This window comes from Streptococcus caballi DSM 19004 (assembly GCF_000379985.1).
GTDB lineage: Bacteria > Bacillota > Bacilli > Lactobacillales > Streptococcaceae > Streptococcus > Streptococcus caballi.
This window is the reverse complement of record NZ_KB904076.1, coordinates 18,111-33,622: the sequence shown is the minus strand read 5'-3', so window position 1 is coordinate 33,622 and position 15,512 is coordinate 18,111. Positions and strand designations below refer to the sequence as shown.

The 15,512-nt window shown below is 41.4% G+C and carries 12 protein-coding genes and 1 pseudogene; 9 read left to right on the top strand and 4 right to left on the bottom strand.

Annotated features, from left to right (window positions below):
- Positions 1 to 228 (top strand): annotated as a pseudogene (locus tag A3GS_RS12315) (IS4 family transposase); the annotation flags it as partial.
- A gap of 168 nt (positions 229 to 396) precedes the next feature.
- Here the strand turns inward: A3GS_RS12315 and A3GS_RS0105380 are convergent.
- Positions 397 to 1,056 carry a DUF1129 domain-containing protein gene (locus A3GS_RS0105380; protein ID WP_018364399.1) on the bottom strand — a complete coding sequence of 220 codons (660 nt, stop codon included), beginning with the start codon at positions 1,054 to 1,056 and terminating at the stop codon, positions 397 to 399.
- Positions 1,057 to 1,259: 203 nt separating this feature from the next.
- Positions 1,260 to 2,204 carry a magnesium transporter CorA family protein gene (locus A3GS_RS0105375; RefSeq protein ID WP_018364398.1) on the bottom strand — a complete coding sequence of 315 codons (945 nt, stop codon included), beginning with the start codon at positions 2,202 to 2,204 and terminating at the stop codon, positions 1,260 to 1,262.
- A 255-nt stretch (positions 2,205 to 2,459) separates the two neighbouring features.
- On the opposite strand from A3GS_RS0105375, the gene uvrA reads away from it, so the two are divergent.
- The 7 genes from uvrA to A3GS_RS0105335 all read left to right on the top strand — a co-directional run bounded on the left by uvrA (position 2,460) and on the right by A3GS_RS0105335 (position 10,905).
- Positions 2,460 to 5,285: an excinuclease ABC subunit UvrA gene (uvrA, locus tag A3GS_RS0105370; RefSeq protein ID WP_018364397.1), complete on the top strand. Its 2,826-nt coding sequence runs from the start codon at positions 2,460 to 2,462 to the stop codon at positions 5,283 to 5,285.
- A gap of 611 nt (positions 5,286 to 5,896) precedes the next feature.
- The gene (locus A3GS_RS0105365) at positions 5,897 to 6,961 is read left to right on the top strand and encodes a M24 family metallopeptidase (protein WP_018364396.1); all 1,065 of its coding nucleotides are present in this window, start codon (positions 5,897 to 5,899) and stop codon (positions 6,959 to 6,961) included.
- A 41-nt stretch (positions 6,962 to 7,002) separates the two neighbouring features.
- Positions 7,003 to 7,458, top strand: a complete 456-nt coding sequence (locus A3GS_RS0105360) for a deoxycytidylate deaminase (protein WP_018364395.1) — start codon at positions 7,003 to 7,005, stop codon at positions 7,456 to 7,458.
- A gap of 446 nt (positions 7,459 to 7,904) precedes the next feature.
- Positions 7,905 to 8,465, top strand: coding sequence for an elongation factor P (gene efp, locus A3GS_RS0105350; RefSeq protein WP_018364394.1), 561 nt, complete (start codon positions 7,905 to 7,907; stop codon positions 8,463 to 8,465).
- A 43-nt stretch (positions 8,466 to 8,508) separates the two neighbouring features.
- On the top strand, positions 8,509 to 8,898 hold the full coding sequence (locus A3GS_RS0105345) for an Asp23/Gls24 family envelope stress response protein (protein WP_018364393.1): 390 nt from the start codon (positions 8,509 to 8,511) through the stop codon (positions 8,896 to 8,898).
- On the top strand, positions 8,891 to 9,319 hold the full coding sequence (gene nusB / locus A3GS_RS0105340) for a transcription antitermination factor NusB (protein ID WP_018364392.1): 429 nt from the start codon (positions 8,891 to 8,893) through the stop codon (positions 9,317 to 9,319). The genes A3GS_RS0105345 and nusB overlap by 8 nt, the downstream gene beginning before the upstream one ends.
- Positions 9,320 to 9,444: 125 nt before the next feature.
- Positions 9,445 to 10,905 carry a glycoside hydrolase family 32 protein gene (locus A3GS_RS0105335; protein ID WP_018364391.1) on the top strand — a complete coding sequence of 487 codons (1,461 nt, stop codon included), beginning with the start codon at positions 9,445 to 9,447 and terminating at the stop codon, positions 10,903 to 10,905.
- Positions 10,906 to 10,956: 51 nt separating this feature from the next.
- Here the strand turns inward: A3GS_RS0105335 and A3GS_RS0105330 are convergent, their stop codons facing one another.
- A complete protein-coding gene (locus A3GS_RS0105330) occupies positions 10,957 to 11,922 on the bottom strand; it encodes a LacI family DNA-binding transcriptional regulator (RefSeq protein WP_018364390.1) in 966 nt (321 codons plus the stop codon).
- 3 nt (positions 11,923 to 11,925) lie between these two features.
- The gene (locus A3GS_RS0105325; protein WP_018364389.1) at positions 11,926 to 13,365 is read right to left on the bottom strand and encodes a sucrose-6-phosphate hydrolase; all 1,440 of its coding nucleotides are present in this window, start codon (positions 13,363 to 13,365) and stop codon (positions 11,926 to 11,928) included.
- A 199-nt stretch (positions 13,366 to 13,564) separates the two neighbouring features.
- Between A3GS_RS0105325 and A3GS_RS0105320 the strand changes: the two genes are divergently transcribed.
- Positions 13,565 to 15,466 carry a sucrose-specific PTS transporter subunit IIBC gene (locus A3GS_RS0105320; protein ID WP_018364388.1) on the top strand — a complete coding sequence of 634 codons (1,902 nt, stop codon included), beginning with the start codon at positions 13,565 to 13,567 and terminating at the stop codon, positions 15,464 to 15,466.
- Positions 15,467 to 15,512 lie beyond the last annotated feature (46 nt).

The window sequence follows — 15,512 nt, the reverse complement described above, 5'->3', positions numbered from 1 at the left end:
TGGCTGACCTCACACGTTACCATTAAACTATTAAAGTTAAAACAGGCTTATAAAATTTGTTTTTCAGACGCTGTTTATGCCTGTCGAAAATTTCTTAGAGAAGAACTTACTTCCTTCCAATTAGAAACCTACATTGCCAAGCACCTATCTATTATTCGACCCAATCGAACCTTCCAAAGAAAGATAAAAAGCCAGGCTCCCGTAAGCTTCACTTATAGAATATCATAATAGTTAAAAAATTGGGTTAAAAACCTTCCTTTTTGTGCGCCCTCAATACAAAAACTATTCCCATTTTGTCATCAACTGCTCAGACGGGAATAGTTTCTTCAATTGGTTAAAGACTTAACTTAATGACATTGACTTTTTAGCCAAGTGGTTTTTTAGTCAAGTTGTTAATTATTTAGACTGGGGAGCCATAGCATTGAGGATATTGTATTTTTTTTGAAAGAAGTGACGTAGACCAAAAGCTGCGGCACCAATCAGAAGAAGAGCAATTGCTGGTAATTGTGGGTTAACTGTGGCAGGAAGGAAAGCTGTTGCTGTATAAATCAAAATCCAGAGAATCATGGCAGCAGTCAAGATAAGGATTGTCTTGAACCAACCAGGACGCTCTCCTTTGGGTTTGCCCATATGGCGGTAAATGAAGTGATAAGCTGCATACATAGCTGCCCCACCACCAAAGCTAAGAGCTAGGAGTGAGATTAGTCCAGCGCTAACTGTTTTAGAATTGAACAAAAGCATCAGGCCATTAAGCAAAGCAACGACCCCCATGAACAAAAGTGAGGTATCAAGCCACATAAGCCATGGATTTGTATTTTTGACCTGATTTTCTTTACTTTCTTGATTAGCTTTGTCAGTAAAACTAGCAGCCCAAGTAGTAGGTGCACCAAGAAAAGTGCGGGCTGGAACTCCCTTCTTCTGATTATCAAGAATCTCAGGAAGAATATTCTCCAAAATAGTCTTGATTTCCTCATCGCTCTTGCCATCTTTGATAAGTTGATGAGTAGCAATGTGGATAAATTCTCGATTCTTGTTAGTAAGATGTTGTAAATCCATAATAAATTCTCCTCTTGAATAATGATAAATAAAAATAGTGATAAAACAAACTTATGTTGTTCGTAAAATTAACCTCTTGTTTTAAGGATAGATAGCAAAGTCATTCAATAATAACTGCTTTGCGAAAGAGTGAGTGAGATAGTCGGCAATATGGCGGCTAGTCTAGTTTGACAAGATACTACAATATATGACGAATTGTTTAATTAAAACCATTTTTTTCTGATAAAGTAGACAACGACCGTAGCACTCAAAGCCGCAGCGATGAGAACGATATACCAGAAAGCATGATCTAGACCGTTCAATGGCATCCAGTTATTTTTAAAGTTCATACCATAAGCAGAGAAGATAACTGTCGGAACATCTAGCGCCATTGTCATGAGTGCTAAGGTTTTCATAATAGTATTCTGATTATTGCCAATGATAGAGGCGGTTGTTTCAGTCATGGCGTTGAGGACATTTTCGTAAATGCCTGCCATCTCAATGGCCTGTTGGGTTTCGATGAGGGTATCTTCTAGCAGATCCTCATCTTCAATATATTTTTTGAGGCTAGAAGTGCTAGAAGCCAATTTTTTGACGATGCGTTCATTAAATTTCAAAGAAGCTTTCAGGTAGACGATGGATTTTTCCAGCTCCATCATGTCAATCAGCTGTTCATTTCGTGTTGCACTTTCCAGTTGAGCTTCAATTTTATCACTCTGTCTGTCAATAGAACGAAGGGCTGTCAGGAAGAGCTCTGCATTGCGATAAAGAATCTGAAAAACGAAACGCGTCTTCATAAAAGTGAAGAAGTTCTTCACGCGACGATTATAGAAATTATCAAACAGCGTTAGCTCTTGCAGGCAGGTCGTGATGACAGCATTCTCAGTGACAATGATGCCAAGCGGGATAGTGACATAGTAGCTTTTATTGTTACGTTCTTCATAGGTAGGAACGTCAACGATGATGAGCGTGTAGTCGTCTTCTACCGAAATACGTGAGGTTTCTTCTACGTCGAGAGGAGCCCGCAGGTCAGTGATATCAATATCAAATTGCTCTGCTAGTTGAACAGATTCTTCCTGGGAGGGGTTGACCAGATTAATCCAAGCACCTGGCTCGAATGTTTCAATTTCCTTAAATTCAATGGCAGTTGAGAGAAACATCTGCTTCATGACAAGTCCTCCTTTAGTTAGAATGCTGTAAATGAAAAGCGACTCTTGAAAGTTGCAATCCTAGCTTTCAAATTTTACATACCCATTTATTATACTATATTTAGCAGTTTTTGTGGTAAAGGATTTGCACGAAATTTGTTATAATAGGTAAATGAAGCCATTTCCTAGATTAGTGGGAAATGAGATGGTGTTGGGATTTTCTTTGGACACCATAGAAAGGAAGGAGAAGGGGAATTTTCCTTGTCTGTTAAAACTATGCAGGATAAATTAATTATTCATGGGGCACGTGCCCATAATTTGAAAAATGTTGATGTGGAGATTCCACGCGATAAATTGGTGGTGGTGACGGGTCTATCTGGCTCTGGTAAATCAAGTTTGGCTTTTGATACCATTTATGCCGAAGGTCAACGCCGCTATGTAGAAAGCTTGTCAGCCTATGCTAGACAGTTCTTGGGCAATATGGAGAAACCTGATGTGGATTCTATTGATGGTCTTAGCCCTGCTATTTCCATTGACCAAAAAACGACCAGCAAAAATCCGCGTTCAACGGTCGGAACGGCAACCGAAATCAATGATTATCTGCGTCTGCTATATGCCCGTGTCGGAACGCCCTACTGTATCAATGGTCACGGTGCCATTACGGCCTCGTCTGTTGAACAGATTGTGGATAAGGTGTTGACTCTGCCAGAACGCACTCGGATGCAGATTCTGGCGCCCATTGTTCGTCGTAAAAAGGGGCAACACAAGACGACCTTCGAGAAAATCCAAAAGGATGGCTATGTGCGTGTGCGCGTGGACGGTGACATTTATGATGTAACCGAGGTACCAGAACTGTCCAAGTCGAAAATGCACCATATCGAAATCGTGGTGGACCGCCTTGTCAACAAAGAAGGTATCCGCAGTCGTCTTTTCGACTCTGTGGAGGCTGCCCTGCGTCTGGCAGACGGCTATGTCATCATTGATACCATGGATGGCAATGAGCTCCTCTTCTCGGAACACTATTCTTGCCCAGTCTGTGGCTTTACGGTACCCGAGTTGGAGCCCCGTCTCTTCTCCTTTAATGCGCCTTTTGGTTCCTGTCCGACCTGTGATGGTCTGGGCAACAAGCTAGAAGTCGATTTGGACTTGGTTATTCCTGACAAGAGCAAGACCCTGCGTGAAGGTGCGCTAGCCCCTTGGAATCCTATCTCATCAAATTATTATCCAGCTATGCTGGAACAAGCTATGACGGCCTTTGGTGTTGATCTAGACAAGCCTTTTGAAAAGTTAACTGAGGAGGAGCAAAGCATTGTCCTGTTTGGCTCGGGTGACCGTGAGTTTCATTTTCATTATGTCAATGATTTTGGTGGCGAGCGCAATATTGATATTCCCTTTGAGGGCGTGGTGACCAATATTGACCGCCGCTATCACGAGACTAACAGTGATTTTACGCGCAATGTCATGCGTGGCTACATGAATGAGCTACCTTGTGCAACTTGCCACGGTTATCGCCTCAATGACCAGGCACTTTGTGTTCGTGTGGGTGGGCCTGAAGGGCTAAATATCGGACAAGTTTCTGACCTGTCCATCGCAGACCACTTGGAACTGCTCAATCATCTGGAACTTTCTGACAATGAGAAAACCATTGCTACACCGATTGTCAAGGAAATCAAGGACCGCTTGACCTTCCTCAATAATGTTGGTCTCAATTACCTGACCCTATCTCGTTCTGCGGGGACCTTGTCTGGTGGGGAAAGTCAACGTATCCGCTTAGCAACGCAGATTGGTTCTAATTTGTCTGGTGTTCTCTATATCCTAGATGAACCTTCCATAGGTCTTCACCAACGTGACAACGATCGCCTCATCGCAAGTCTTAAGAAAATGCGTGACTTGGGTAACACGCTCATTGTTGTCGAACACGATGAAGACACTATGATGCAAGCGGACTGGCTGATTGATGTTGGACCAGGGGCTGGTCAATTCGGTGGGGAAATTGTTGCCTCGGGTACTCCAAAACAAGTGGCTAAGAATAAGAAATCTATCACAGGCCAATATTTGTCGGGTAAGAAAGAAATTCCTGTCCCAAGCGAGCGTCGCTCTGGTAATGGTCGGTTTCTTGAAATCAAGGGTGCTGCCGAAAATAATCTAAAAAATCTGGATGTCAGATTTCCACTGGGTAAATTCATCGCTGTGACTGGCGTGTCAGGCTCAGGCAAGTCAACCCTTATCAACAGCATTTTGAAGAAAGCTGTTGCGCAAAAACTCAATCGCAATTCAGCCAAGCCTGGTAAGCATAAGACCTTACTTGGTATTGAACACATTGACCGTCTCATCGACATTGACCAAAGCCCAATCGGTCGCACACCGCGTTCAAACCCAGCCACCTATACGGGTGTCTTTGACGATATTCGTGACCTTTTTGCTCAGACTAATGAAGCTAAGATTCGCGGTTACAAGAAGGGGCGTTTCTCTTTTAATGTTAAGGGTGGGCGCTGTGAAGCCTGCTCTGGTGATGGCATTATCAAGATTGAAATGCACTTCTTGCCAGACGTTTACGTGCCTTGTGAAGTCTGTCATGGCACTCGCTACAATTCGGAAACCTTGGAAGTTCACTACAAGGAGAAAAATATTGCGGAAATCCTTGACATGACGGTGAATGACGCTGTTGATTTCTTTGCAGCTATTCCAAAGATTGCCCGCAAATTACAGACCATCAAGGATGTGGGACTGGGCTATGTCACGCTGGGTCAGCCAGCCACAACCCTGTCAGGTGGTGAAGCGCAGCGTATGAAGCTGGCCTCAGAACTGCATAAGCGTTCAACAGGCAAGAGTCTCTACATTCTGGACGAACCAACCACAGGTTTGCACACGGATGATATCGCCCGACTACTTCAAGTCTTAGAACGCTTTGTTGACGATGGTAATACTGTTCTAGTCATCGAGCATAATCTGGATGTCATTAAGACAGCTGACCATATCATCGACCTTGGACCAGAAGGCGGGGTTGGTGGCGGAACCATCGTCGCTATCGGAACACCAGAAGAAGTGGCAAAGAATTCCGCTAGCTTCACAGGGCAATACCTGAAGACGAAATTGCACTAGGGCCTTTAGTAGCCTGTCCTTATTGTCTTCAAAACTTTTTGGTATTTTCTTAGGTAGTGCAAAGAGAAGCAGCTTCCTTAAGGAAGTTCATGTCTGATATTTGAGCTTAAAGTCTCATAAATCTCGTTATACACTATTCTTTATTACTGATTTGCCTTATGACGAAAATATCACGCTTGGGTTACTTTGTTTTATCTTATTATCTTGCTTCCTTGTTTTGTCTGTGAATTAAGTTTAGCTTTTACCTTTAAGTCAGGATTAGTTTTGGGTGTTCAATTATAGTCGTACAAAAAGAACCTTTCAAGGGGTTCTTTTGCTATCTATTGGAAAGACTTTCAAAAGCTGGTAAATCGTGGTAAACTAAAGGCAAGTTAAAACTTCTCAAGGAACGGGTTTTCTTTTTTCCTTAGTCTCATCTCTGGCATATCCTGTGAACAGCATTCCAAAACTACTTTACATCGTCGCTTAAAGTGATATAACCTCCCAAAAGTGATTCAGATGGTCTCTGCCAGCATAGGTGTCAAAATTTGAATTGGATTGGATGAAGCCAACAGCGAAAAGGAAGATTTGTTCATATTTATCAAGAGTTCTCAAGTAAAAAGGAGTTGTTCATGGAAAAGCGTTTGGAAAAATTTGAAGCGGCCTTGGCTGCAACTGATTGTGATGGAGTTTTGGTGACAAACCTGACCAATATTTATTACTTGACGGGTTTTTCAGGCACTGAGGCAACAGTTTTCATTTCTGATAAACGACGGATTTTTGTAACGGATCCGCGTTATACTTTGATTGCCAAGGATGTGGTTGAGGGTTTTGATATTGTAGAAAGCCGTGATGCCCTGCCTGAAATTGCCAAAATCATTGCTGAGGATGAGCTGACTAAGATTGGTTTTGACGGCGAAGTGGTTTCTTACAATGTCTTCAAGACTTTGGAAGGTATCTTTGCTGATTATGAGCTGGTTCCCATGACTAATTTTATTGAAAATCTGCGCATGATTAAGGATGAGAGCGAGATTGCCACTATCCGCCGCGCCTGTCAGATTTCTGACCAAGCTTTCTTGGATGTTCTGGATTTTATCAAACCAGGTCAGACTTCTGAGCTGGATGTCATGAATTTTTTGGATGCACGCATGCGCCAGCTGGGTGCAACAGGGGCTTCTTTTGATTTCATCATTGCTTCTGGCTACCGCTCTGCCATGCCCCACGGGGTGGCTAGCGACAAAATTATCCAGCCGGGTGAGACCCTGACTATGGATTTTGGCTGCTACTACAACCACTATGTCAGCGACATGACACGGACCGTTCACATCGGGCAAACAACGGACGAGGAGCGCGAGATTTACGATATCGTCTTGCGGGCTAATAAGGCGCTGATTGAGGCAGTTAAGCCTGGCATGAGTCGTATTGACTTTGACCGTGTGCCACGTCAAGTTATCAATAATGCTGGATACGGTGCTGCCTTTACACATGGCATCGGCCACGGTATTGGGTTGGACATTCACGAGATTCCTTACTTTGGTCACTCAGAAGAGCCGATTGAAGTGGGCATGGTCTTGACAGACGAGCCTGGCATTTATTTAGATGGCAAGTATGGCGTCCGCATTGAAGACGACCTAGTGGTGACGGAAACAGGTTGCGAAGTGCTGACCTTGGCACCCAAAGAATTAATTGTTTTATAGACTTTTGGAAATGGCAGAGCTTATTTCAAATGGAGGTAAAAATGGCTGAAAGACTTTCTTGGCAGGATTATTTTATGGCTAACGCGGAGCTGATTTCCAAACGCTCCACCTGTGACCGAGCCTTTGTCGGTGCTGTACTGGTCAAGGATAATCGTATTATTGCTACTGGCTACAACGGTGGGGTGTCAGATACCGACAACTGCAGTGAGGTCGGTCACCAGATGGAAGATGGTCACTGCATCCGCACTGTCCACGCGGAAATGAATGCCCTCATTCAGTGTGCAAAGGAAGGAATTTCCACCAAGGGCACCGAAATTTACGTCACTCACTTTCCCTGCATCAATTGCACAAAAGCGCTTTTGCAAGCAGGCATTAAAAAAATCACCTACAAGACTGCTTACCGCATTCATCCCTTTGCCATCGAGCTCCTAGAAGCTAAAAATGTTCCCTACTTTCAACATGATGTACCTGAGCTGACCTTGGGTGTGGAAGAGTAGAGAACTGCTAACCATATGAGAGCTTTGCTTTATTATATGCAGGGCTTTTATGTCACTGATCAGTGAGTAAGACAATTAGAGTCTCACTTATTCCACCTGTCAGTTGACAAGAGATAGTTTTATATTTCCAAACTCCTATTGAGCGAAAACAATCCTCAATTTCGAAACAAGTGTATCAAACAAAAAAGAAATTAGTCTCATCAGCAGCCTGTCCTCTAACTTAATAATGACTTTTTCTCATCTTGCATTAACTCCCTTGAATGGCATGAAGGAGGCTGCTGGAGAATGGCTATTTTTCCTTGAAGATAAGGATTATTTAATGGTCCGTAGGGTATCTAAAAAATCGTATACAGAGATACTTCAAGCACTTAAAACATTTGAGCATCTTAGCATTTTATGATAAAATGAGTGGGATAAATATTTTAATTTAAAAGAGGTATGAATAAATGATTGAAGCAAGTAAGCTTAAAGCTGGTATGACTTTTGAAACTGCAGATGGTAAATTGATTAAAGTTTTGGAAGCAAGCCACCACAAACCAGGTAAAGGAAACACTGTTATGCGTATGAAATTGCGTGATGTGCGTACTGGTTCAACTTTTGACACAACTTACCGTCCAGAAGAAAAATTTGAACAAGCAATCATCGAGACACGAGGTGCTCAATACCTTTACCAAATGGATGACACCGCTTATTTCATGGACACTGAAAATTATGAACAATATGAAATCCCAACGGCCAATGTTGAACAAGAATTGCTTTACATTTTGGAAAATTCAGAAGTAAAAATCCAATTCTATGGAACTGAAGTAATCGGTGTGACCGTTCCGACAACTGTTGAATTGACAGTTACTGAGACACAACCATCTATCAAGGGGGCAACTGTGACAGGTTCTGGTAAACCAGCTACACTTGAAACAGGCCTTGTGGTTAACGTTCCAGACTTTATCGAAGCTGGTCAAAAATTGATTATCAACACTCAAGAAGGAACTTACGTTTCTCGCGCCTAATTGCTCAGAATGGAAAGACGTTAGGATTTAGAAAGGACAGACTATGGCAACTGAAACTATTGGTGAAATCGTTATTTCACCACGCGTGCTTGAAGTTATTACAGGTATTGCAGCCACTAAGGTTGATGGTGTTCATTCCCTCCGCAATAAGACTGTTGCCGATGGCTTAAGCAGAAAAACATTTGGAAAAGGTGTTTACCTTCAGACAGAAGAAGACGGTACTGTTAATGCAGACATTTATGTATACTTACAATATGGCGTCAACGTCCCTGCTGTTTGTATCGCAATTCAACAAGCTGTTAAAGCAGCTGTTTATGATATGGCGGAAGTCAATATCTCAGCGGTGAATATTCATGTGGAAGAAATTGTTCCTGAAAAGACACCTAAACCTGACATGAAGTCTCTTTTTGATGAGGACTTCTTGGATGACTAAAAATTTTGAAAATTCAAGACGTGACCTCCGCGAACGTGCCTTCCAAACACTCTTTAGCCTAGAATTTGATGGCGACTTTCTCACAGCTACTCAGTTTGCTTATGAGTATGACAAATCTAGTGATCTAGAGGAACACGACTTACCGGCCTTCCTTCTTAATTTGGTGAACGGCGTGATAGACCATAAAGATGAATTAGATCGTCAGATCGAAGAGCATCTCAAGTCGGGTTGGACCTTAGAACGGTTGACTCTGACAGATAAGACTCTCTTACGCTTGGGGCTTTATGAAATCAAATATTTTGATGAAACACCTGATCGTGTAGCAGTTAATGAAATCATTGAAATTGCTAAAAAATATTCGAACGAAACCTCAGCTAAATTTGTTAATGGGTTGTTGAGTCAATTTGTTCAAGAAAATTAATACTTTTTAATATCAGAACCTCGTTTCTAGTTTTTCTGGGAATGAGGTTTTTTCTTATAATTTGCATTGAAAAATGAAAGCGGTTGCGATATAATAAAACTGGTATTTTAAAAAAGGAGAGTACTATGAGAGAGTGGACACGGGAAGAACGTTATCGCGTTTTGAAAGATGCTAGTGAAATTAGGGGACTTTACGATAGTATAAAAAAATCTAGATATCGTCAAACCTATCATATTCAGCCCATCACAGGCTTATCCAGTGATCCCAATGGTTTTATTTATCATAAGGGGACTTGGCATCTTTATTATCAATGGTGTCCTTGGGGAGCGGTTCATGGCTTGAAATATTGGTACCACACAAGTTCAACAGACTTAGTTCACTGGAAAAATTGTGGTGTTGGTATTTATCCAGACACTTTTTATGATAATAAAGGGGTACACTCTGGATCGGGTTTTTCAGATGGTGATAACCTCTATCTTTTTTACACGGGTAATCACCGCGATGAAAATTGGGTGAGGACACCCTACACTTGTGTTGCCAAGCTAGAAGATTCTGGAAAATTAGTCAAGGCACCTAAACCGCTCTTTGGTCCACACAAAGATTATACGGAACATCAGCGCGATCCCAAGGTGGTCTATGATAAAGAAAGTCAGCATTATTACATTCTCTTGGGAGCCCAATCTAAGGATTTGAAAGGGAAGGTGCTCATTTATCGCTCAGACAATCTTCTGACAGGTTGGACTTTTGCAGGGGAGCTTAAGGTTCCTGGTTTTGAAAATCTTGGAGGTATGTGGGAATGCCCATCTATCGAGCATATTGCAGGCAAGGATATTCTAGTCTTCTCACCTCAGTACACCAAACTTCCTCACCGAAATCAAAGTACCAACCATAATGTTTATCTCATTGGCAGAATGGATTTTGCTAACCTGACCTTTACAGCTGAAGGAGACTTCCGTCATTTAGATTATGGTTTTGATTTCTATGCTGCCCAGTTTGCAGCAAATGTTCAGGAAGGTGACCGTGCTATTTTGACTGCTTGGATTGGCTTGCCTGATAATCATTATCCGACTGAGGAGGAAGATTGGGAAGGTAGCCTTATCATACCGAGAGAACTACGCATTGTTGATGGGAGATTGATTCAAAAGCCAGTGCCTGAAATGATTTCTCTGCGTCAAGAAGAGTTGGTCCTGACAGATAAACTTTCTAGATCTTGTGAATTAGCTGTGGAAAACAAGGATGGACAGGATTTTCGGCTCAATCTCTTTACTAAAGAAAATGGTAGTGCAGGTTTCCAAATTTCTTATGATAAGGCGACCAAGACTTGTACCATTGATAGAAGTCAGATGGATTTGCGTTTCAATAAAGCTATAGGAGAATGCTTGAGTTTGCCTTTGGAAAAAAACTTGGAAAAGCTTTCTATCTTCATTGATCATTCGTCTGTAGAAATTTTTTTCAATGATGGAGAGGCTACATTCACAACTCACCTTTACCCAACCGAAAGTGAAGCATATTTTACAGCCAGCTCTAACGTGACCATTAAGGCTTGGTCACTTGAAAAGTCTGTTACAGATGATTTTGTTGTTTAAGGGAGATTGTAAAAATGAAAAAAGCTATACGAATTTAATTCGCATAGCTTTTTAAATGCTCCTACCAGGTAATAGGGTGATAGGAAGATTGTATTCCATAACAGAGATTTCTTCTCCTTCAATTCGCTTAAGGAGAAGCTCGACCAGTAACTTAGCGATGTCATGAATGGGCTGCTTGATTGAAGTTAGCTGAGGTAGGTAGTTTTCGACAAAAGAAGTACCATCATAACCGATTAACTTCAGCTGTTCAGGAATGGCAATACCTAATTCAGTGGCTACCTTTAAAACGAGCATGGCTGTCAAATCATCTGATGTAAAGATGCCGTCAGGTTGCAGCTGAGTAATGATATTTTTGATTTCCATTTCCTTGCGAATAGATGAAAAGTCACTAGAAACATTAACGAAATCAGCGTCTGGTAGAATAGAAGCAAATCCAGTTCTTCTTTTAGCAGTGGGTGACTGGCTGTCATCGTTACCTGTAATCATAACCGTCTTTTGGCAACCCGCTTGAAGGAGAGTTTTAGCTGCCAGAGCACCTCCGTTGAAATTGTCTGATGCCACAACAGGTGTGTTAGGAGATAAATTACGGTCAAAAGAGATGATAGGAGCTGCCACTCGATTATAGTCTGTGATGCCTAGATTGTGGCTGCTTGAGATGATGCCATCAACTTGATTGGCAGATAGCATTTCAAGATATTCACGTTCCTTTTCAGGATCCTGCTCGCTATTGCAGATAATCGTTTTGTAGCCCTTGTTAAACAACTCGCGCTCCAGATGTTCAATCAGTTCAGCATAGAAAATATGGCTGATATTTGGGAAAATCAGCCCGACTAACTTAGCGGATTTTCCTTGTAGACCTCTAGCGAGATTGTTAGGCTTGTAGCTTAGCTCACGCATGGCATCGTTAACTTTTTTGATTGTTTTTTTTGATAAATAGCCTTTTTTATTGATAACACGTGAAACGGTTGTGGGACTGACACCAGCCAGTTTAGCAACGTCAGTTAGTTTAGCAACCATATTTTAATATTTTAATTCAAAGTATTTACCGGATACTTGTCCATCTTTGATAGTAATTCCTGTTTGGTCTTCACGAGGGAAGACACGTCCTGTAAATACTTTTTCTCCTTTATTAATAAAGATTTCAAAGACTGATTTATCAATAAAAATGTTGGCTGTCGTAGGGGCGTTTTCGATTGGACATGAACGGCTTGTTCCGAAATCAAGGGCATATTGTTCACCAGCTTGTGAGCGGTCAATGGTTATGTTTCCCTTAGCCGTGTCAACGATAACTGTCAATCCTTTGCCATCTTGGTCAGAGAAGAGGACAAATTCGCTGCGGCTATCTTTGTCGAATTGAAGTTCAAGCTCATAACTATTACTAGTTCTAGTCTTGTTTTCGAAGCTTTCTTCATCTTGACGAAGTGATGTGATGGCCTCAACTGGGTATTGGTAAAGTTTACCATCTTTGAGGGTTAGTTCTTTAACTAGACTCATGGCGCCTTGATAGTCGTATTTGTCTGTTGGGTATTCGACATCAGGTAGACCGATCCAACTGATAGAAAGAGCGCGACCGTTTGGGGCATTGAATGCTTGAGTGGCATACACCTCAAAACCATAGTCTAAGTTTTGAATCTCAGAAGGATCAATAATGACTGCATTCTCAGTATCAAAAGCTTGACCAATTTTATACATGTTTGGATAAATATTGCCATAATCAATGACCTTTTTGTCCAAACCTTGAGGGCAGTAGAGTAGGACAGGTTTGTCATCGATAAAGACTAGGTTAGGACACTCGATCATATAAGATGTTCCGTCGTTTTCGAAATCTAAATCACCAACGAAAGTCCAATCTTTGTAGCTATTGCTTGCGGCCTTGTAAAGTTTGATAAAACCTTTCTTATCAAGACTTTGAGCACCGATGATAGCATAATATTCTCCCTTATAGAAGAAAATTTGAGGGTCACGAAAGTGTTCAGTAACATCGTCTGGTTTAGCAATCAAGGTTTGAGGGACTTTTTCTAAGTGACCGTTGCTGTCCAAAAGTCCACCATTCTGATAAGTTTGGCGTTCCCAATTTTTATCACGAACATTACCTGTGTAAAAAATGAAGAGTTTGTCGCCAAATTGCATAGCAGAACCAGAGTACATACCATGACTGTCCAGAGGTGTGTCAGGATAGAGGATTGTGCCAGTTTCCTTAAAATGAATCAGATCGGTTGATTCTGTTTGTACCCATGATTTTAGCCCATGTGCTGCGCCAAATGGAAAATATTGGTAGAAGAGTTGCCATTTTCCTTTAAAATAAGAAAAACCATTTGGGTCGTTGAGCAAGCCGTAATGAGGTTCAACATGGAAAGTTGTGTGCCAAGGTGAGCTTGCGGCATTAGCCTTAATTTTATTAATTTCTTCTTCAGTCCATTCTGAATAAGGCTTGTAGCGTTGTTCAGTTGTTAATGACATATTGCCTCCATCATAAATTCTATACTACTAATTATAGTAGACGTTTTTCTCGTAAAAATCAACTTTTTACAGCAAAAAAAGATAAAAACATGCTAACCGCTTGACAGAAATGAAAGAATATTGTAAAATTGAACATGTAAATCAGTGAAAGCGTTTAACTTCACTGGAAAAAGAAAATATTAAAAGGAGTTTTTTGCAAATGGACAACACACAAATTGCAAAAGAAGTCATCAAGGCTGTTGGGGGACTTGATAACGTCAACAGTGTAGCTCACTGTGCGACTCGTCTTCGTGTTATGGTAAAAGATGAAAAAGCCATTGATAAAGACGCTGTTGAAAATCTTGACAAAGTTCAAGGAGCATTCTTTAACTCTGGTCAATATCAAATCATCTTTGGTACTGGTACTGTTAACAAAATCTATGATGAAGTTGTGGCACTTGGCATGCCAACAGCTTCAAAAGAAGATCAAAAAGCAGAAGCTGCTAAACAAGGTAACTGGTTTAAACGTGCTATTCGGTCATTTGGTGACGTTTTTGTACCCTTGCTCCCAGCTATCGTAGCGACAGGTCTCTTCATGGGTGTACGTGGCGCTATCAATAACGATACCATCTTGGGGATTTTTGGAACTACTCAAAAAGCTTTCTCAGCTTCAAACTTCTACACTTACACAGTTGTTTTGACTGACACCGCTTTCGCCTTCTTCCCAGCCTTGATTTCGTGGTCGGCCTTCCGAGTATTTGGTGGTAATCCTGTTATCGGTTTGGTTCTTGGTTTGATGATGGTTAACTCATCACTGCCAAACGCTTGGGACGTAGCTTCTGGTGCTGCTAAGCCGATTTACTACTTCGGATTTATTCCTGTAGTTGGTTATCAAAACTCTGTACTTCCTGCCTTCTTTGTAGGTTTACTTGGTGCAAAACTTGAGAAGAAATTACATAAGATTATTCCAGATGTCCTTGACCTTTTGGTTGTTCCATTCTTGACATTCCTTATCATGTCAATTTTGGCACTCTTCGTCATTGGACCAGTTTTCCACTCTGTTGAAAACTACGTTCTTGCTGGAACTAAATTCTTGCTTAACTTGCCATTTGGCCTTTCTGGACTTGTTCTTGGTGGTCTTCACCAAGTTATCGTGGTTACAGGTGTTCACCACATCTTCAACCTTCTTGAATCGCAACTAATTGCTGCTGATGGTAAAGACCCATTCAATGCTATTATCACAGCCGCTATGACTGCTCAAGCTGGTGCTACACTTGCTGTTGCAGTTAAAACTAAATCAGCCAAATTGAAAGCTCTTGCTTTCCCAGCTACTCTTTCAGCATTACTTGGTATTACTGAACCAGCTATCTTTGGGGTTAACCTTCGCTTCGGTAAACCATTTGTGCTTGGTCTTGTTGCAGGTGCTGCTGGTGGTTGGTTAGCTTCAATTTTTGGCCTTGCGGGTACTGGTTTTGGTATCACAATCATCCCAGGTACTCTTCTTTACCTCAATGGTCAAGTTCTTAAATATGTTATTATGGTTCTTGCCACAACAGCATTGTCATTCGTTTTGACTTACATGTTTGGTTACCAAGATGAAGAAACAACTGTTGAAGATAAAAAAGAAACTGAAGAGCTTGTCGAAGAAGCTGGTGTGCCAGCAACAGTGACAGCAGAAACAATTGCTAGCCCACTGGCTGGTGAAACCGTTGCTCTTACTTCAGTAAATGATCCAGTCTTTGCTTCAGAAGCAATGGGTAAAGGTATCGCTGTTAAACCAAGTGGAAACACAGTTGTGTCTCCAGTTGATGGAACGGTTCAAATTGCATTTGAAACAGGTCATGCTTATGGTCTCAAATCTGACAATGGTGCTGAGGTCCTTATTCACATCGGTATCGATACAGTGTCTATGGACGGTAAAGGATTCACTCAAAAAGTTAAAGCTGACCAAAAAGTTAAAAAAGGTGATGTTCTCGGAACATTTGACAGCGCAGCTATTGCAGCTGCAGGTCTTGATGACACAACGATGGTTATCGTGACAAATACAGCTGACTATTCAGAAGTAATACCAGTTGCTGAAGGAAAAGTTGCTGAAGGCGATAATCTTATCAATGTCAAATAAGATTGTGAAAGGGAGTGCCAGTCACTCTCTTTTAGTATGTCTAAAA